20 protein-coding genes and 1 tRNA gene are annotated in these 17,962 nt (G+C 67.4%); 14 read left to right on the top strand and 7 right to left on the bottom strand.

Annotated features, from left to right (window positions below):
• Positions 1 to 46: 46 nt before the first annotated feature.
• Positions 47 to 193 (bottom strand): hypothetical protein, encoded by a 147-nt coding sequence (locus OWC43_RS17745; RefSeq protein WP_393957635.1) that lies wholly within the window; start codon positions 191 to 193, stop codon positions 47 to 49.
• Between the two features lie 296 nt (positions 194 to 489).
• Here OWC43_RS17745 and OWC43_RS17740 point away from each other — a divergent pair, with 296 nt between their 5' ends.
• Positions 490 to 705, top strand: coding sequence for a hypothetical protein (locus tag OWC43_RS17740; RefSeq protein ID WP_137827688.1), 216 nt, complete (start codon positions 490 to 492; stop codon positions 703 to 705).
• Between the two features lie 359 nt (positions 706 to 1,064).
• Here OWC43_RS17740 and OWC43_RS17735 read toward each other — a convergent pair whose 3' ends face one another.
• The 3 genes from OWC43_RS17735 to mntR form a co-directional block, all read right to left on the bottom strand.
• Complete coding sequence (locus OWC43_RS17735) at positions 1,065 to 1,277, bottom strand: hypothetical protein (protein ID WP_137827690.1); 213 nt, start codon at positions 1,275 to 1,277, stop codon at positions 1,065 to 1,067.
• 108 nt (positions 1,278 to 1,385) lie between these two features.
• Positions 1,386 to 1,694, bottom strand: coding sequence for a hypothetical protein (locus OWC43_RS17730; RefSeq protein WP_393957634.1), 309 nt, complete (start codon positions 1,692 to 1,694; stop codon positions 1,386 to 1,388).
• A gap of 13 nt (positions 1,695 to 1,707) precedes the next feature.
• Positions 1,708 to 2,178, bottom strand: a complete 471-nt coding sequence (mntR, locus tag OWC43_RS17725; protein WP_137827692.1) for a manganese-binding transcriptional regulator MntR — start codon at positions 2,176 to 2,178, stop codon at positions 1,708 to 1,710.
• 303 nt (positions 2,179 to 2,481) lie between these two features.
• Between mntR and OWC43_RS17720 the strand changes: the two genes are divergently transcribed.
• On the top strand, positions 2,482 to 3,813 hold the full coding sequence (locus tag OWC43_RS17720) for an Nramp family divalent metal transporter (protein ID WP_393958585.1): 1,332 nt from the start codon (positions 2,482 to 2,484) through the stop codon (positions 3,811 to 3,813).
• Between the two features lie 104 nt (positions 3,814 to 3,917).
• On the opposite strand, the gene OWC43_RS17715 is transcribed toward OWC43_RS17720, so the two are convergent.
• Positions 3,918 to 4,808, bottom strand: coding sequence for a LysR substrate-binding domain-containing protein (locus tag OWC43_RS17715; protein WP_393958584.1), 891 nt, complete (start codon positions 4,806 to 4,808; stop codon positions 3,918 to 3,920).
• A gap of 329 nt (positions 4,809 to 5,137) precedes the next feature.
• On the opposite strand from OWC43_RS17715, the gene OWC43_RS17710 reads away from it, so the two are divergent.
• The 12 genes from OWC43_RS17710 (at position 5,138) to OWC43_RS17655 (ending at position 16,666) form a co-directional block, all read left to right on the top strand.
• A complete protein-coding gene (locus tag OWC43_RS17710; protein WP_393957633.1) occupies positions 5,138 to 6,481 on the top strand; it encodes an SLC13 family permease in 1,344 nt (447 codons plus the stop codon).
• Between the two features lie 157 nt (positions 6,482 to 6,638).
• On the top strand, positions 6,639 to 7,040 hold the full coding sequence (sdhC, locus tag OWC43_RS17705) for a succinate dehydrogenase, cytochrome b556 subunit (RefSeq protein ID WP_393957632.1): 402 nt from the start codon (positions 6,639 to 6,641) through the stop codon (positions 7,038 to 7,040).
• A gap of 11 nt (positions 7,041 to 7,051) precedes the next feature.
• A complete protein-coding gene (gene sdhD, locus OWC43_RS17700; protein ID WP_137827695.1) occupies positions 7,052 to 7,471 on the top strand; it encodes a succinate dehydrogenase, hydrophobic membrane anchor protein in 420 nt (139 codons plus the stop codon).
• 28 nt (positions 7,472 to 7,499) lie between these two features.
• A complete protein-coding gene (sdhA, locus tag OWC43_RS17695; RefSeq protein ID WP_137827696.1) occupies positions 7,500 to 9,320 on the top strand; it encodes a succinate dehydrogenase flavoprotein subunit in 1,821 nt (606 codons plus the stop codon).
• Complete coding sequence (locus OWC43_RS17690) at positions 9,320 to 9,580, top strand: hypothetical protein (RefSeq protein WP_393957631.1); 261 nt, start codon at positions 9,320 to 9,322, stop codon at positions 9,578 to 9,580. The genes sdhA and OWC43_RS17690 overlap by 1 nt, the downstream gene beginning before the upstream one ends.
• A gap of 70 nt (positions 9,581 to 9,650) precedes the next feature.
• Positions 9,651 to 10,475: a succinate dehydrogenase iron-sulfur subunit gene (locus OWC43_RS17685; protein WP_137827698.1), complete on the top strand. Its 825-nt coding sequence runs from the start codon at positions 9,651 to 9,653 to the stop codon at positions 10,473 to 10,475.
• Between the two features lie 196 nt (positions 10,476 to 10,671).
• A tRNA-Arg gene (locus OWC43_RS17680) sits at positions 10,672 to 10,748 on the top strand.
• 95 nt (positions 10,749 to 10,843) lie between these two features.
• Positions 10,844 to 11,086, top strand: coding sequence for a hypothetical protein (locus OWC43_RS17675; protein ID WP_137827699.1), 243 nt, complete (start codon positions 10,844 to 10,846; stop codon positions 11,084 to 11,086).
• Between the two features lie 107 nt (positions 11,087 to 11,193).
• Positions 11,194 to 11,601, top strand: coding sequence for a helix-turn-helix domain-containing protein (locus OWC43_RS17670; RefSeq protein WP_393957630.1), 408 nt, complete (start codon positions 11,194 to 11,196; stop codon positions 11,599 to 11,601).
• Between the two features lie 152 nt (positions 11,602 to 11,753).
• Entirely contained in the window at positions 11,754 to 12,929 is a 1,176-nt protein-coding gene (gene metK, locus OWC43_RS17665) for a methionine adenosyltransferase (protein ID WP_393957629.1), read from the top strand.
• Positions 12,930 to 12,941: 12 nt separating this feature from the next.
• Positions 12,942 to 13,679 (top strand): tRNA (guanine(46)-N(7))-methyltransferase TrmB, encoded by a 738-nt coding sequence (locus OWC43_RS17660; protein ID WP_393957628.1) that lies wholly within the window; start codon positions 12,942 to 12,944, stop codon positions 13,677 to 13,679.
• 161 nt (positions 13,680 to 13,840) lie between these two features.
• Positions 13,841 to 16,666 (top strand): bifunctional transaldolase/phosoglucose isomerase, encoded by a 2,826-nt coding sequence (locus OWC43_RS17655; protein WP_393957627.1) that lies wholly within the window; start codon positions 13,841 to 13,843, stop codon positions 16,664 to 16,666.
• A 102-nt stretch (positions 16,667 to 16,768) separates the two neighbouring features.
• Here the strand turns inward: OWC43_RS17655 and OWC43_RS17650 are convergent, their stop codons facing one another.
• Both OWC43_RS17650 and OWC43_RS17645 read right to left on the bottom strand, forming a co-directional pair.
• Entirely contained in the window at positions 16,769 to 17,416 is a 648-nt protein-coding gene (locus tag OWC43_RS17650; protein ID WP_137827704.1) for a DedA family protein, read from the bottom strand.
• A gap of 81 nt (positions 17,417 to 17,497) precedes the next feature.
• Positions 17,498 to 17,701: a hypothetical protein gene (locus tag OWC43_RS17645; protein ID WP_393957626.1), complete on the bottom strand. Its 204-nt coding sequence runs from the start codon at positions 17,699 to 17,701 to the stop codon at positions 17,498 to 17,500.
• Positions 17,702 to 17,962: the final 261 nt, after the last annotated feature.

The raw sequence follows: 17,962 nt of genomic DNA, 5'->3' as shown, positions 1-17,962 counted from the left end.
AAGACCTCGCAGAAATCGAACGCCGCTGCCTGCGAGCGGCGGCTTATTAGAAGTCCAGCCGCTTCCGGCCGATTTCAGCCAGCATGAGATCTGCGCCGTTGGTGTCATGATGGAATGTTTTGCTCATCTCTCTAACCAAACGCATCAGGATGAAGACTGCGAAGACGGCAACGCAGTAGACAACGATCGACACGGTAATCTCCCCTGGCTACGGTTAATATGCGTTGTTCTATTGGTTGCAGAGATGTGGCCCGGTATCAAGTGGAAGAATCAGTCTTCAGCAGTCTGAAGCGTGTATTGTGCAGTGCGTTCAGTGGCCGAGTGCTGGTTTGAGGCGGCGCAATCGCATCGACAATAGATGATACTTTCCGTGTCCGTATGCACGGTAATTGACGGTTTCTTGCTCAGGCTGCCGGTTCGCGATCCTGGTAGCGCTCTCGCGCGTCTGGTCTTCCTCGCGTATGCTCGTGATGAGAGGAGCAGCGAACCATGCGCTACACTGTACATTGGACCGGCCCGGCCGGATCGTCGTCCGCCGAGCCGCACGCCGTCGGCGTCCGGGCGGCGGAGCGGGCCATGACCTTCGCCAGCATGGGCGCCTCGGACGTCTATGTGGAGACGGAGGATGGCCGCGTGTTTCGCGCACCGGCCCAGATGGCGGCCCTGGTCCAGTATGCCCAGTCCGCCGACGGCGAGCGGGCCTAGGGACCGTTTCGGCCTCGGCGCGGTCATCGCGGGAGCGCGCCGGTGTGGTTGACGATCTAGACCGGCGGCGACTCCGTCATGGAGCGTCCGCTCTGCCTGCTCATCTACTCTATTCTCTGCGTCAACGCGCTGTGCCTGCTCGCGGCGCAGGTGTTGTCGGCGCTCCTGGCGTGCCGGTGAACGTGTCATGGCTCATCGCGACCGATCGCGCTGCACGGCGCCTTCGGGCCTGCTCTTCGCCTGGATCGACGGCGAGGAGATCCGGATCGGTGGCGGAGCGGAGTTCGGCGGCGATGCCGCTGGCGACGGCTCGAGTGGCGATGGATCCGGCGGCGACGGAGCGAGCTCCGGTTGATCGTCTATCGCGGCTCAGGCCCGACGAGCTGCCATTCGAAGACCAGCTGACGCAGCCGTTCCTGGGCGGCCCGGCGCGCCTCGTCGAAGGTGGCGTAGGTCTGTGGGCCGTAGCGCCGCGGTGTCCCCTTCTCGCGGATCGAGCAGACGTAGCGGTCCGGCGCCCGCCAGCAGGGCCTGACGTCGATGGAATAGGGATGGGTGGTCCGGTCGGCCATGGGGCGGTTGTGCCACGCCGTCGCGCCCGGACCAAGCGAGGGCGAGATGAACGGGGATCGCGGACCGATCACGATCCCGCGTCGATCATGCGGAACGGCCGGCGGCTCTCACGGCTCGTCCGATTCCTGCGCGGGGCGCAGCGACCGTTCCAGGGTTTCCAGCACGGTGTTGGCGAGCGCCGCGTCGGGATCGTCGCGAAACAGGGCGTCGCGCAGCATGGCGAGGTAGCCTTCCAGCCGCTCGTCGTAATGGTCGGAATCGATCGAGCGCAGCACGCTGGCCAGGAAGCCCACCGCCATCTGATGGGCGACCTGCTTGGCTCCGAGATCGGCCACGCTCTCGGCGAGGTTGGTCACCGCGGCGTCGTGACGGGCGCTGACGGCGGCGAGTGCCGCCAGTTGCTGGTTCAGTTCCATCCGGTTTCTTTCCTCACGACCCGAGGCGCGCGTCGGCGAAGCGGCGGAATGCGTCCAGGGTCTCGGCACTCACATGGTGTTCGATGCCCTCCGCGTCGCGGCGGGCCGTCTCCGTGCTGACGCCGAGGGCGCAGAGGAATCGCTCGACGATGCGGTGGCGCTCCCGCGACTGGGCCGCCAGCGCCTGTCCCGCCGCCGTGAGGAACACGCCGCGATAGGGCCGCTGCTGCACCAGCCCATCCTCGGCCAGACGCTTGAGCATCTTGGCGACGGTCGGTTGGGCGACGCCGAGCCGGGCGGCGATGTCGACCTGCCGCGCCTCGCCGCCATCGCCGATCAGATCGGCGATCAGCTCGACGTAATCCTCCACGAGTTCCAGTCGTCGCGCCTCGCGCGCTTGACGGAAGCTTTCGACATGGACCTCCGGATCGACGAGCGGTGCCCCGTCGTCGGGCCCAGCGGACTCGCGCGGCGATTCCTGCATGATGAACGGCGCTCTCCTCGCTCGGGGCCGGATCCGCAGCGGCACGGATGCCGCATCTCAGCCCTCTCTACCCCAAGCCGGGGCGAAGCGGGAATCCTGCGGCGCTTTCGTTCGCCCCCTTGATGAAAGCACCGGCGCAGCTTTATAGCTTTGGCTATAAGAGGCTTGGCCAGCGTGCCGGGCCGCTTCCCTGCTTCCGCGTCGCGCTCGGCCCGCATCTCTTCCGCCCGGCGGCGGCCGGGCCGGGGATCCGCGGCGCGGGGTGGATGAAGACCGAGGGCCGCGATGCGCGTGGACACCGTGATGGATCGAGTTCGACGGCCCGCACCGGAGGCGCCCGCCCTGGGGCCGAGTCTCGGCGCGCTTAACGGCAGCGTGCCGGTCTCCGCCGGTGGATCGTGGCTGCGGCGATTCCTTGCCTTCCTCGGACCGGGCTACATGGTCTCGGTCGGCTACATGGATCCCGGCAACTGGGCCACCGACATCGCGGGCGGCGCCCAGTTCGGCTACACCCTGCTCGCCGTCATCCTGCTGTCGAACCTCATGGCGATCGTGCTGCAGGCGCTGGCCGCCCGGCTCGGCATCGCCACCGGCCTCGACCTCGCCCAGGCCTGCCGCGCACGTTACCCGCGTCCGGTCGGCTTCGCGCTCTGGCTGATCTGCGAGGCGGCGATCATCGCCTGCGACCTCGCCGAGGTCATCGGCACCGCCATCGCCCTCAAGCTCCTGTTCGGCATTCCGCTGACGCTCGGCGCCGTCATCACCGCCCTCGACGTCTTCGTGGTGCTCCTGCTTCTGCGGAAGGGGTTTCGCGCCCTCGAAGCCTTCGTGATCGGGCTCCTGACGATCATCTTCGTCTGCTTCGCGGTCCAGATCGTCCTCGCCGCGCCGCCGGTCCAGGCGGTGCTCGGCGGCTTCGTGCCGTCCCGGGAGATCGTGACCAACCCGGCCGCGCTCTACATCGCCATCGGCATCATCGGCGCCACCGTGATGCCCCACAATCTCTACCTCCACTCGGCCATCGTGCAGACCCGCGCCTATCCCCGCACGGAGGGCGGGCGCCGCGAAGCCCTGCGTTTCGTGGTGGCGGACTCGACCATCGCCCTGATGCTCGCGCTCTTCGTCAATGCCGCGATCCTGATTCTGGCGGCCGCCGTGTTCCACGCGACCGGGCGCACCGATGTGGAGGAGATCGAGCAGGCCCATGAGCTGCTGTCCCCGCTGCTCGGCGTCGGCCTCGCCTCGACGCTGTTCGCCGTGGCCCTGTTGGCGTCCGGCCTCAACTCGACGGTCACCGCGACGCTCGCCGGACAGATCGTCATGGAGGGCTTCTTGCGCCTGCGCCTGCCGGATTGGGCGCGCCGCCTCGTGACGCGGGGCATCGCCATCGTCCCGGTGGTCGCCGTCACCGCGCTCTACGGCGATCAGGGAACGGCGAAGCTTCTCGTGCTCAGTCAGGTGGTCCTGTCGATGCAACTGCCCTTCGCGGTCATCCCGCTGGTGCGCTTCGTCTCCGACCGCGGATTGATGGGGGCGTTCACGGTCCCGCGCTGGCTCGGCGTGCTGTCCTGGGCCATCGCCGGATTGATCGTCGTGCTCAACGGGAAGCTTCTGGTCGATACGATTTTCGGCTGATCCGTTGAGCATCGGCCCGAAAGGTGGGAGTCGGCTTTCGGAAAAAGCCGATGCGTCACAATAACCGAGAGCATCGTGCCGGATCCGATATCCGACACGATGCTCTAGGTCCCCACCGCCCGCAGATGCGCCACGAAATCCTGGGCGAAGGGCGGGAGCGCGTCGAGATCGCGCAGGCACAGCATCAGGTCGCGGGCGGCCCAAGGGTCACGCAGGGGCACGAGGGCGATGTCGGTGATGCGCTTGGCCCGGCGCGCCGTCGTCTCCGGTACGATGCCGAGGCCGACCCCGCATTCGACGAGGCGGCAGACCGCGTCGAAGCTCCGGAGCTGCACCCGCAGCCGCATCGGCCGCCCGATACGGGCCGCCTTGTCGGCGAGGAAGCGGGTCAGGGCGCTCGGCCGGTCGAGTCCGACGAGGTCGTGCTCCAAGACCTCGGCGAAATCGATGTCCGTCCGCCGGGCGAGCGGGTGATCGGGGGCGACCACGGCGACGAAGCGGTCGTGGCGGAACGGGAAGGTCTGGAGCCGTCCGGTATCGACCGTGCCCGCGACGATGCCGAGATCGGCGGCGCCGTCGGCCACCATCCCGACGATCTCATCCGACGTGCGCTCCTCGATGTCGACGCTCACGCCGGTGTGGAGGGCGAGATAGGCCGAGAGCGCCTCGGGCAGGAATTCGGTGAGCGCGTTGGTGTTCGACAGGACCCGGATCTGGCCGACGGCGCCGCCGGCGAAGACCGACAGATCGCCCTGCATCCGCTCGATCTGGCCCAAGATGTCGCGGATATGACCCAGCAAGGTGCGGCCGGCCTGGGTCGGGCTGACGCCGAGGCGCCCGCGCACGAGCAGAGCGGCGCCGAGGGAGAGCTCCATCGCACGGATGCGGGTGGAGGCGGCGGCCAGGGCGAGATTTGCCCTTTCGGCGCCATGGGTGATGGAGCCCGCCTCGACGATATGGCGGAACAGGTTCAGGTCGACGAGATCGAATCGCATCATGGGTGGCCGCCACGCTGCCCTCTCTCCCCTCCGAGGGAAAGGAGGCCGCGCCGATCCCGACGGGACGACCTGCCCGATTCCTTCCGGGAATCGCTTCCCTGCGGCCAAGTCCCCGGCCGGATCGCCTGCACAGGTGATCGAAAGCGCGGCCGAAACGGGCTCACGCGGCCATGTGGAACCGTCCGCGTTCGCCGTTGAAACAGCGAATGCCGGCCTTCTCGGGCTTCACAAGAGCGCGAGCCGATCGGTAGCCTTCGCATAAGGCGAAGGCATCCACCACGAAAGCCGAATTGCGAACGATTCAAATTCACGTTTGAACGCGGCCCATGAGCGCTGCGGCTGCACAGATCATGGGGGGACAGGGCACGGTCGCGGCAACCGGTGTGGTTGCGGCGACGGCGGCCCTTCTCGTGCTGTGTATGGGCCTGTGGGCCACCGGTCTCGTCGCCGAGGTCGTGACCGCCCTGCTGTTCTTCGCGGCGGCGATGCTGCTCAAGCTCGCGCCGGCCCAGACGGTGTTCTCGGGCTTCGCCTCCTCCGCCTTCTGGCTGGTGACGAGCGGGATGGTGGTCGGGCTCGCTATGAACCGTACGGGGCTCGGCGACCGGCTCGCCCGAATGCTCGCGGCGCGGCTGCCGGCCTCCTATCCGGGCTTCGTCGCCGGCCTCGTCGCCTTCTCCTTCGCCCTGGCCTTCATCATGCCGTCCAATCTCGGGCGCATCGCCGTGATGGTGCCGGTGCTGATCGCGCTCTGCGACGCCTTCGGCCTCACGGCCGGACGTCCGGGGCGCAGGGGGGCGATCCTGGCCTTCGGGATCGCCACGCCGGTTCTCTCGGCCGCCATCCTTCCCGCCAACGTGCCGAACCTCGTCATGGCCGGCACCGCCGAAACCCTCTTCGGCATCCACCTCGCCTACCTGCCCTACCTCTTCCTGCACACACCCGTTCTCGGTCTCGTGAAGGGCGCGATCCTCGTTGCCTGCACCGTGGTGCTGTTTCCCGACCGGCTCGACGGCACCCGGCCCGCACCCGTGTCGCTTCCCCCGATGTCCGGTGAGGAGCGGCGTCTGGCGGTCGTCCTCGCCGTCATGCTCGGCCTATGGCTCACCGACGGCTGGCACGGCATCGCCCCGGCCTGGATCGGACTCGCCGCCGCGGTGATCTGTCTGATGCCGAGAATCGGCATGCTGCCCAGCACCAGCTTCTCGGATATCCCGTTGCGGACCTGCTTCTACGTCGCCGCCCTGTTCGGGCTGACCGCCATCGTCAACGAGACCGGGCTCGGGGCCCGGATCGGTCACGCTTTGCTCGCGGTCGCGCCGCTGCAGCCGGGGGCGGATGCGACCAATTTCGCGACACTCGTCGGATTGTCGATCGGCTTCCTGTTTATCGGCACGGCCAACGGCGCACCCGCGCTCTACACCGCGCTGGCCGGAGAGTTCGCGGGCAGCAGCGGCCTCGACCTGCTGAGCGTGTTGATGGTGCAGGTGGTCGGCTACTCGACGCTGTTCCTGCCCTATCAGGCGCCGCCGATCGTCATGACCATGGATCTCGCCGGCCTCTCCCTGCGGGATGCGACCAAGTTGACCGCGGCGAGCGGTCTCGTCTCCCTGATCGTTGCCGCGCCTCTGGCCTATCTCTGGTTTCGCCTGACCGGGAGGCTGGCGTGAGCATGAGACAGATCGGCCTGTTCGTTATTTCGTCTCATGCTGCAGCGCAGCACGGGGCATTGCCCGCCGATGCCGGGCGCCCTAACCCTTCTTTCGAAACAATCCAAAGTTCGAGCTCGTCTTCGAACCTGTCCCGGACGCGAGGAAACTGATCGCGATGGCCCCAACCGTGAGACCGACGGTCGCTCAGCCGCTCTCGCCCCATCTCCAGATCTATCGCTGGACCTGGACCATGGCGATGTCGGTGTTCCACCGCGTCACCGGCACGGCGCTCTATGGCGGCACCGCCCTGGTGGCGATCTGGCTGGTGGCGCTCGCCTCCGGTCCGAAGGCCTACGACTTCGTGGCGTGGTTCTTCGGCTCGTGGATCGGGCGTCTGGTCCTGTTCGGCTACACCTGGGTGCTGATGCACCACATGCTGGGCGGCCTGCGCCACTTCGTCTGGGATGCGGGCTACGGCTTCGACCGCGACCGGCGCCTCGGCCTCGCCCGCGCGACGCTGATCGGATCGGTGATCCTCACCGTCGTCATCTGGGCGCTCGCCCTCGTCCTGCGCTGAGAGCCGCTGCCATGTCCCAGGTCGACAACCGCCAGAACACCGCGCTCTCGATGCGCACCCCCCGGGCTCGGGTGAAGGGCCTCGGGGCTGCCGGCCACGGCGCCGAGCATTTCTGGATGCAGCGCGTCACCGGTGCCGCCAACGCGCTCCTGATGCTCGCCTTCGTGGTGATCATCGCCAAGATGGCCGGCCGGACCTATCCGGAGGCGGTCGCCCTCGTGGCGCACCCGCTCGTGGCGATCATCCTGATCCTCGCCGTCGTCTCGGTGGCCCTGCACATGCGCCTCGGTATGCAGGTCGTCATCGAGGACTACGTGCACAGCCACGGTCTCAAATACGCGGCGCTCATCGCCAACACCTTCTACGCCGTCGCGGTCGCCGCCGCCTGCCTCTACGCGATCATCCGCGTGAGCCTGGGCGGGCTCGCCTGACGGCATCCTTCAGCTGAGGACGACTCCAATGGCTTCCAACGGATCGAACGGCAGCGGCGCCCCGGCCTACGCCATCACCGACCACACCTTCGACGTGGTGATCGTCGGCGCGGGCGGCGCCGGCCTGCGCGCCACCGTCGGGTGCTCGCAGGCGGGTCTGCGCACCGCCTGCATCACCAAGGTGTTCCCGACCCGCTCCCACACGGTGGCGGCCCAGGGCGGCATCTCGGCCTCGCTCGGCAATATGGGCCCGGACGACTGGCGCTGGCACATGTACGACACCGTGAAGGGGTCTGACTGGCTCGGCGATCAGGACGCGATCGAGTACCTCGTGCGGAACGCGCCCGCGGCGGTCTACGAGTTGGAGCATTGGGGCGTGCCGTTCTCGCGGACCGAGGAAGGCAAGATCTATCAGCGGCCCTTCGGCGGCATGACCACCGATTACGGCAAGGGCACCGCGCAGCGCACCTGCGCCGCGGCGGACCGGACCGGTCACGCCATGCTGCACACGCTTTACGGGCAGGCAGTGAAGAACAAGACTCAGTTCTTCATCGAGTACTTCGCCCTCGACCTGATCATGGACGATGACGGGCGCTGCCGCGGCGTCATCGCCATCGATCAGGCCACCGGCGAGATCCACCGCTTCCGCGCCCAGCAGACCATCCTGGCCACCGGCGGCTACGGCCGTGCCTATTTCTCGGCGACCTCCGCCCATACCTGCACCGGCGACGGCAACGCCATGGTGCTGCGCGCCGGCCTGCCGCTGCAGGACATGGAGTTCGTGCAGTTCCACCCGACCGGCATCTACGGCGCCGGCTGCCTCATTACCGAGGGCGCGCGGGGCGAGGGCGGTTATCTCACCAACTCCGAAGGCGAGCGCTTCATGGAGCGCTACGCCCCTTCCGCCAAGGATCTCGCCTCCCGCGACGTGGTCTCCCGCTCAATGACCATGGAGATCCGTGACGGCCGCGGCGTGGGCAAGAACAAGGATCACATCTTCCTGCACCTCGACCATCTCGATCCGAAGATCCTGCACGAGCGCCTGCCCGGCATCTCGGAAAGCGCCAAGATCTTCGCGGGCGTCGACGTCACCAAGGAGCCGATCCCGGTCCTGCCGACGGTCCATTACAACATGGGCGGCATCCCGACGAACTATCACGGCGAGGTGCTCACCCTGAAGAACGGCGATCCGGATACGGTGGTGCCGGGCCTGATGGCGCTCGGCGAGGCGGCCTGCGTCTCCGTGCACGGCGCCAACCGCCTCGGCTCCAACTCGCTGATCGACCTCGTGGTGTTCGGCCGCGCCGCGGGCCTGCGCTGCGCCGACATCGTCGAGCCGAACGCCCGCCAGCCGGAGCTGCCGCGGGATTCGGCCGAGAAGGCGCTCGGCCGCCTCGACCGCTTCCGCTACGCCGATGGCGGCACGCCGACGGCGGAACTGCGCGACCGGATGCAGCGGACGATGCAGAACAACTGCGCGGTCTTCCGCACCGGCGAGGTGCTGGAAGAGGGCCAGGGCCTGATCCACGATGTCTGGCGCGGCGTCGCCGACGTGAAGGTCTCCGACCGCTCGCTGGTCTGGAACACCGACCTTCTCGAAACGCTCGAATTCGACAACCTGATCGGTCAGGCGGTCGTCACCATGGATTCCGCGGCCAACCGCAAGGAGAGCCGCGGGGCGCATGCCCGCGAGGACTACGCCGAGCGCGACGACAAGGAATGGATGAAGCACACGCTCGCGTGGCTCGATCCGAATGCCCACGCGGTCAATATCGATTACCGCCCGGTGCACACCTACACCATGTCGAACGAGATCCAGTACATCGAGCCGAAGGCACGCGTGTATTGATGTTCGGGCGCTCCGATCTCGGCCATGACTCGCTCGCCGCGGCGGCTGATCCGGGGCCGGTCGATCAAGCGCGCCGCGAGATCGGGAGGATGATCCAGCGCGGGATCGACCGATCGGCACGCGCGGCCACCGAGGGTCGGCTCCGCCTGATCGACTCCAGGGTCGAGTCCGTGCGGTTCCGCCGAGCGGGACCGGGCGAGAGGCCGCCGTCCCGCGCCGAGGCCGAGCGCTTGGTGGCCGACCGGCTCGGCCGCCCATGACGAGTTTTCGAGACGAGCCGTAGCCGGCGCAGGTCACCGCATCTTCGCCGCACCTCAAAGGTACAGGGATATGGCCCAGTTCAACCTTCCCAAGAACTCCCAGCTGACCGAGGGCAAGTCCTGGCCCGCTCCGGACGGCGCCAAGAACGTGCAGGTGTTCCGCATCTACCGCTGGAACCCCGATGACGGGAAGAATCCGCGCATCGACACCTACCGGGTCGATCGCGACGATTGCGGGCCGATGGTGCTCGACGCGCTGCTGTGGATCAAGAACAAGGTCGATCCGACGCTGGTCTTCCGCCGCTCCTGCCGCGAAGGCATCTGCGGCTCCTGCGCCATGAACATCGAGGGCCAGAACGCGCTCGCCTGCACCATGGGCATCGACGAGTGCCGGACTCCCGACAACGCCCTCCCCTTCCTGACCCGCAAGGACAAGGACGGGGCGGTGCGGATCTACCCGCTGCCGCACATGCCGGTCCTCAAGGATCTCGTGCCGGACCTGACGAACTTCTACGCCCAGCACGCCTCGATCGAGCCCTGGCTCCAGACCGAGACGCCCTCCCCCGAGAAGGAGTGGAAGCAGACGCCGGAGGACCGCGCCCGTCTCGACGGCCTCTACGAGTGCATCCTGTGCGCCTGCTGCACCACCTCCTGCCCGAGCTATTGGTGGAACGGCGACAAGTTCCTCGGCCCGGCGGCCCTGCTCCAGGCCTATCGCTGGCTGATCGATTCGCGCGACGAGAACACCGGCGAGCGCCTTGACGCGCTGCATGATCCGTTCCGGCTCTATCGCTGCCATACGATCATGAACTGCGCCAATACCTGCCCGAAGAGCCTCAACCCGGCCAAGGCCATCGCCGAGATCAAGAAGATGATGATCGAGCGCACGGTCTGAGTTTCGGGCCGGACGCCGCCCCACTCTGGCAGATCGCATGGCGGCCTTCAGGGCCTCACCGCGGTCCGCCCGCAGATCCGGGGCCGATTCTCCGGAACCCGGCCGTTTTTCCAGCGCGATCGGCGGTATCGCGCCTCTCGGTCGATTGACCATCGGGTTGGCGCTGTCCCACTTCGATGTTAGGTGTCGGGGCAACGTCTCCGTAGCTCAGCCGGACAGAGCACAGGTTTCCTAAACCTGGGGTCGGAGGTTCGATTCCTCCCGGGGACGCCATCCCCCACCCTCGGCCTCTCTCCGTGCAACCCGCGGACAGCTCGGCCGTTGGTCCGCCGATCCGGCACCGTCTTGCGTTGCCGTCCAGGGCGGGCATGAGCAACGACACCGACACCAACTCGACGGAAACCCACCACGTCACCTTCCTCGGGCGCGGATTGGCTCTCCGCTCGTCCGATCGATTGACGCTCCTGATTTGTCCCCTCTGCTCGCAGCGCAATGGGGCGCGGATCGCCGCCCTCGGCACCTGCGTCTGGTGCGGTTACGAGCCGTCGCCGCGCGACGAAGAACCGGTGACAATGGCCCACACATGTGGAGAGGCGACCACCATCATTTAACAAATGAGATTTTCTGTGGGTGTTGTTCCCTAGGCCACTTCCCAGGCTTGCGCCCCGGTCCGATTCGTTCGAACCAGATTGCGAGGGTAGGGCCGTGCGGGACGATTATGGCAGGGCAGAAGACCGATGAGCGCGACATCATTCTGGGTCGGCGCATCGCTGAGCAACGCAAGCGGTCGCGGCTGACCCAGCGAGCCGTGGCCGACAGCTTCGGGATGTCGGCGGCGCAGCTTCAGAAATACGAGAAGGGCGTCAACCGGATCAGCGCGATCCATCTCGCCATCCTCAGCCGCATGACCGGCACGCCCGTGTCCGACTTTCTCGATGGCATCCCCCACCCCGACCAGTCCTACGAGCGCGGCTTCTGCGAGGCGCCGCAGCAAGCTCTGGTGGCCGATCCCTGGTCGAATCTCGCCCGCGCCTTCGCTCGGCAGGTTTCGGAGAGTTTCAGCGAGGATCAGCGGCGGGAATTGTCGGCCGCGATCGAGGCGTTCGGTCGCGAGTTGAGGAGCTGAAGCGACCCGTCCGGCGTGGCGTTCGTTATAACGGACGTTTCCGGCATGACGGGTTGACCGTCCTGAACGGCGGTGCGACAAGCCGAGCTCCTTAATGACCGGGTCAAGCGCCGCCGCCAAGGCACGCGCCCGGCGCTCGGGGGTTCCGTCCGATGCCGCGCTCAGACTTCCTGTTCACCAGCGAATCCGTGTCCGAAGGCCACCCCGACAAGGTGAGCGATCGCATCTCGGACACCGTGGTCGATGCCTACATCGCCGCGATGCCGGAGGCCCGGCTCGGCGTCGAGACGCTGACGACCACGAACCGCGTCGTCATCGCCGGTGAGGTGCGCGGCCCCGATTCCGTGACCTTCAAGGACTTGGAAGAGCTGACGCGCGAGGCCGTGAAGGACATCGGCTACGAGCAGTCCGGTTTCCATTGGAAGAACAACGACGTCGCGATCTATCTGCACGCGCAGTCGGCCGACATCGCCCAGGGCGTGGACGCTGCAGGCAACAAGGACGAGGGCGCGGGCGACCAGGGCATCATGTTCGGCTATGCCGCCGACGAGACCCCGGCCCTGATGCCGGCCCCGATCTACTACGCCCACAAGATCCTCAAAGACCTCGCCGATGCCCGCAAGGCCCAGCAGGGCGACGCCGCCAAGCTCGGTCCCGATGCCAAGAGCCAAGTGACGGTCCGCTACGCCAACGGCCGCCCGGTCGAGGCGACCCAGATCGTGCTCTCGACCCAGCACCTCGACGAGTCCCTCGACTCGGCCGACGTCCGCGCGATCGTCGAGCCCTATATCCGCGCGGCCCTGCCGCAGGATTGGGTGACCGAGAAGACGGTGTGGCACGTCAACCCGACCGGCAAGTTCGTGATCGGCGGCCCCGACGGCGATGCCGGCCTCACCGGCCGCAAGATCATCGTCGACACCTATGGCGGCGCGGCGCCTCACGGCGGCGGCGCCTTCTCGGGCAAGGATCCGACCAAGGTCGATCGCTCGGCGGCCTACGCGGCCCGCTATCTCGCCAAGAACGTGGTCGCTGCCGGCCTCGCCCGCCGCGCCACGATCCAGCTCTCCTACGCCATCGGCGTCGCCAAGCCCCTGTCGATCTATGTCGATCTGCACGGCACCGGCACCGTTGACGAAGCCAAGCTCGAGTCGGTCCTGATGGATGCCCTCGATCTGTCGCCCCGCGGAATCCGCACGGCGCTTCAGCTCAACAAGCCGATCTACGCCCGCACCTCGGCCTACGGCCATTTCGGCCGCGAGCCGGATGCCGATGGCGGCTTCTCCTGGGAGAAGACCGACCTCGCCGACAAGCTGAAGTCGGCCTTCTGATCCTGATCCGCCATGGAGAGGGATGAGACCATCCCTCCCGGGGCGGGTGGGACCGACGAGCGGGCCTTCTACGGGCGCCGCAAGGGCAAACGGCTGCGGCCGGGTCAGGAGCAGCGCCTCGACGCGCTGCTTCCGGAACTGCGCGTCGCGATCCCGGAGAACGGTGCCCCTCTCGATCCCCCTGCCCTGTTCCCGGTTCCGGTGAACGAGGTCTGGCTGGAGATCGGCTTCGGCGGCGGCGAGCATCTCGCCGCCCAGGCGACTGCCCATCCGAGTGCCGGCATCATCGGCTGCGAGCCCTTCGTCAACGGCGTGGTCAAGCTGCTGCGCGCCGTGGACGATGGCGGCCTTCGCAATGTCCGCGTCTGGGACGAGGACGCGACGGCCCTGCTCGCCGCCCTGCCGGATGCCTCGCTGGCGCGGGTCTATCTGCTCTATCCCGATCCCTGGCCGAAGCGCCGCCAGCGCAAGCGCCGCTTCGTTTCCGACGCGTCGCTGGCCGAGATCGCCCGCGTGCTGCGACCCGGCGGATATTTCCGTTTCGCCTCCGATATCGACGATTACGTGGGCTGGACGCTGGTGCGGGCGGCCCGCTGCCCGTCATTGCGCTGGACCGCGCGTCAGGCCGACGACTGGCGCAAGCCCTTCCCCGGCTGGCCCGGCACCCGCTACGAGACCAAGGCGCTCGCGGCCGGTCGCCTGCCGAGCTACCTCACCTTCGAGCGCATCGAAGCGTCGTCCGGCCGATAAAGCCCGGCTGACACCTTGCCGAGGCGCCCTCCCCGCACCATCACCGTCACGCTTCGACTTGCGCTGAATCGGACGCTCCTGCGCGTTCGGTGGGGGCCTTGCACGGGCAGGCGCGCCCTATCTACCGGGTGCGGGACGAAAACCACGCGAGGACGACCGAGATGAACGCGCTGAACGCCCTCTTCGCCGAGCACGAGCAGGCGGTCTGGCTCGATTTCGTGGCCCGCGGCTTCGTCGCGAAAGGCGAGTTGCAGGCCCTGGTGGAGCGTGACGACTTGCGCGGCGTCACGTCCAACCCCTCGATCTTCGAGAAGGCGATCGGTCACTCGACGGAGTACGACGACAGCCTCAAGGCCGTCCTCGACCAGGGCGACGCCCGGGTCATCGATCTCTACGAGGGGCTGGCCATCGCCGACATCCAGGCGGCGGCCGACGTGCTGCGCCGGGTCTACGACACGAGCGACGGCGCCGACGGCTATGTCAGCCTCGAAGTCTCCCCCTACCTCGCCCTCGATACCGAGGAGACGCTCGCCGAGGCCCGCCGTCTCCACAAGGCGGTCGCGCGCGACAACCTGATGGTGAAGGTGCCGGCGACCCCTGCGGGCCTTCCGGCCATTCGCCAGCTCACGGCTGAGGGGATCTCCGTCAACATCACCCTGCTGTTCTCGCAGAGCGTCTACGAGGAGGTCGCCCACGCCTTCATCGATGGGTTGACCGAGTTCGGCGCGAAGGGCGGCGATGTGTCGAAGGTCGCCTCCGTCGCGAGCTTCTTCATCAGCCGCATCGACAGCCTCGTCGACAAGAAGCTGGACGAAGTCGGCGGCTATGAAGACCTGAAGGGCAAGGTCGCGATCGCCAACGCCAAGCTCGCCTATCAGCGCTACAAGCGGGTTTTCTCAGGACCGAAATGGGAGGCCTTGGAAGCCAAGGGTGCCAAGGCGCAGCGCCTGCTCTGGGCCTCCACGGGGACCAAGAACAAGGCCTATTCCGACGTCCTCTATGTCGAGGAGCTGATCGGCAGGAACACCGTCAACACCATGCCGCCGGCCACGATGGACGCGTTCCGCGACCATGGGAAGGTGCGCGCGTCGTTGGAAGAGAACGTCGATCAGGCACAGGCCGTGATGGAGCGGCTGGCGCAGGCCGGCATCGACATCGAGGCGGTGGCGCGTCAGCTGGTGGAAGAGGGCGTGCAGCTCTTCGTCGATGCCGCCGATGCCTTGCTCGGCGCGGTCGCGGGCAAGCGCGTGGCCTTCCTCGGGCATCGCCTCAATGCCCAATCCTTCAAGCTCGGGGACGCGTTGCAGGCGGCCACCGACAAGGCCGTCGAATCCTGGCGCGCCAGCGGCGCGATCCGGCGTCTTTGGGCGCATGACAGCACCGTCTGGACCGGCCGCGACGAGGCGAAGTGGCTCGGCTGGCTGCGCATCGTCGAGGATGAGCTGGAGAAGGTGGCGCTCTACGAGGGCTTTGCCGAGGAGGTTCGCTCTGAGGGTTTCACCGACGCGGTGGTGCTCGGCATGGGCGGCTCCAGCCTGGGCCCAGAGGTGATCGCGGCGACCTACGGCCATCGTGAGGGGTTTCCGAAACTCCGCATCCTCGACTCGACCGATCCGGACGAGGTGCGCGCCGTCGAGGCGGCGGTGAACCTGCCGACGACGCTCTTCATCGTCGCCTCCAAATCCGGCTCGACGCTCGAGCCCAATGTCTTCCGTGATTACTTCCTCGGCCGAATGAAGGACGTCGTCGGCGCCGACAAGGCAGGTCGCCACTTCGTTGCCGTCACCGATCCGGGCTCGGCCATGGAGAAGGCCGCCCAGGACGATGGCTTCCGCAAGATCTTCCTCGGCGTGCCGCAGATCGGCGGGCGCTACTCGGTGCTGTCGGCATTCGGCCTCGTGCCGGCGGCGGTGGCGGGCGTCGAGATCCGCGAATTCCTCGATTCCGCCCGGATGATGGTTCGGTCCTGCGGACCGGCGGTGCCGCCTGCGGCCAATCCGGGCGTGCGGTTGGGAGCGGCCATGGGCGCGGCGGCCAAGGAATTCGGTCGCGACAAGATCACCTTCATCGCCTCGCCCGGCATCGACACCTTCGGCACCTGGGCGGAGCAGCTGATTGCCGAGTCGACCGGCAAGGAGGGGTACGGCATCATCCCGGTCGAGGGTGAGCCCGTCGGCGTGCCCGCGGTCTACGGCGAGGATCGCCTGTTCGTGTATCTGCGCCTGACCGGTCGGGCCGACCCGCGGCAGGACGAAGCGGTGAAGGTTCTCGAGAGCGACGCGCAGCCGGTGGTGCGCATCGACCTCGAGAAGGTCGAGCAGCTGCCGCAGGAATTCTTCCGCTTCGAGATCGCTACCGCCGTGGCGGGGGCCGTGCTCGGCATCAATCCGTTCGACCAGCCCGATGTCGAGGCCAGTAAGATCGAGACCAAGAAGCTGTTCGCGAGCGCCGAGGAGACCGGCGCACTGCCGGCCGAGACGCCGATCTTCGAGGACGATACGGTCGCGCTCTATGCCGATCCGGCCAATGCCGAAGCCCTGCGCCAGGGCGACAGCGTCGTGGCCATCGTGGCGGCCCATCTCGGCCGGGTGAAGGCGGGCGACTACGTCGCGGTCTTGGCTTATGTCGAGCGCAACGAGACCCATCATGCGACGCTGCAGGAAGCGCGTCTCGCCTTGCGCGATGCCCGGCAGGTGGCGACCTGCCTGGAATTCGGCCCGCGTTTCCTCCACTCCACAGGGCAGGCCTACAAGGGCGGACCAGCCTCCGGCGTGTTCCTGCAGATCACCGCCGACCCGTCGGACGACCTCGCGATTCCCGGCCGTAAGCTTGGTTTCAAGACGGTGATCGCGGCGCAGGCACGCGGCGATTTCGCCGTGCTCTCGGAGCGCAAGCGGCGGGCTCTACGGATCCACTTGAAGGGCGGCGACGTTCCCGCGGGCGTGAAGCGTGTCGCGGCTGCCATCAAGGGCGCCATCGTTTCGTAACGGGATCCCGAAGGGATCATCCCTTCGGCGGGGCGGGGGAAGCGCCCCGTCGACATGAGAAAGGGCGGCGCCGCGCGCCGCCCTTTCTCATGTTCGCCTCGCTCAGTGCGTCGTCAGCGGCCCCGGGATCGCGGCTTCGGCCTTGACCAGCAGGCGCTCCTCGTGGCGCTTCATGAAGAGCCACAGGGCCAGACCGCCGAAGATCACGAAAGCCAGGAGGCCGAGGCCCACGGGCCCGACGATGTGCTCGATGGAGCGCCCGCACCAATAGGCGCCGAAGCCCATGATCGAAGCCCAGGCGATGCCGCCGAGGCCGTTGAACACGAAGAAGCGGCGGGCATCGAGCTTGTTGACGCCCGCCAGCACCGCCGCATAGGCGCGCAGCATCGCGGTGAAGCGGCCGAAGAACACGATCTTCCCGCCATGCTCGCGGAACAGGTACTGCCCGAGCTTCAGCCGCCCGTGGTCGAGGGCGATGAGGTGGCCGTAGCGGATGAGCAGCGGCATGCCCCAGCGTCGTCCGACCCAGTAGCCCAGATTGTCGCCCAGGATCGCGGCCGCCGCGGCGGCAGCCACCACGAGGACGATGTTCAATCCGCCTGTGCTGCCGGCATAGACCGCCGAGGTGATCAGGATCGTTTCACCCGGAAGCGGCACGCCCGCACTTTCCAGGGTGATGATGACGAAGATGGCGAGGTAGCCGTAATGCGCGATCAGATCGCCGATCGGCAGCCCCTGCAAGAAGGACATGGAATAATTCACTCCGCGAGTCGTGCGGAGCAATGTGGTGATGAACGTGGCCGCAACAGGGCGCGCCGATACACCCGTAAATTAGACCTCGGCAGACGAGGAAAGCGGCGCCGAGGCCGAATCCTGATGCGGGTCGAGGCTGGCCTCGTGCGGGCCCTGCGACGTTGCGAAAATCTGGTCCCCCGGAAGCGGGAACAGCCGGGCCAGTCCCTCCGACACGCCGAAGAGCAGCGGATTGGCTGTGGGGCCGAAACCCGGAGGGATGAGGAGGACGGTATCGATCATGATGTCACCGGTGCCGGCCCCCCACACGATGGGGCTCAAGGGAGGCTCGCGCGGCGTCCGGCACCCGTTCCCACGGGAGCGGTCGTCGGACGCTATCAGAGATCAGTCAATCCGCGACCCTTGTTTCGGTTGCATCGCTTCGATCAATCCGGTGCTGCCCGGCACCTGTTCACGGTGTTTGGCTCTCTCGCCGCCCGTCCTCTGACCCTCGAACGCCGTCGCCCCGCTCGTGAGATGGTTGGAACGACGGCCCTGTCGCCC

Source organism: Methylorubrum sp. POS3 (genome assembly GCF_043352485.1).
In the GTDB taxonomy this organism is placed as follows: domain Bacteria; phylum Pseudomonadota; class Alphaproteobacteria; order Rhizobiales; family Beijerinckiaceae; genus Methylobacterium; species Methylobacterium suomiense.
This window is presented reverse-complemented; position numbering and strand designations above follow the sequence as displayed.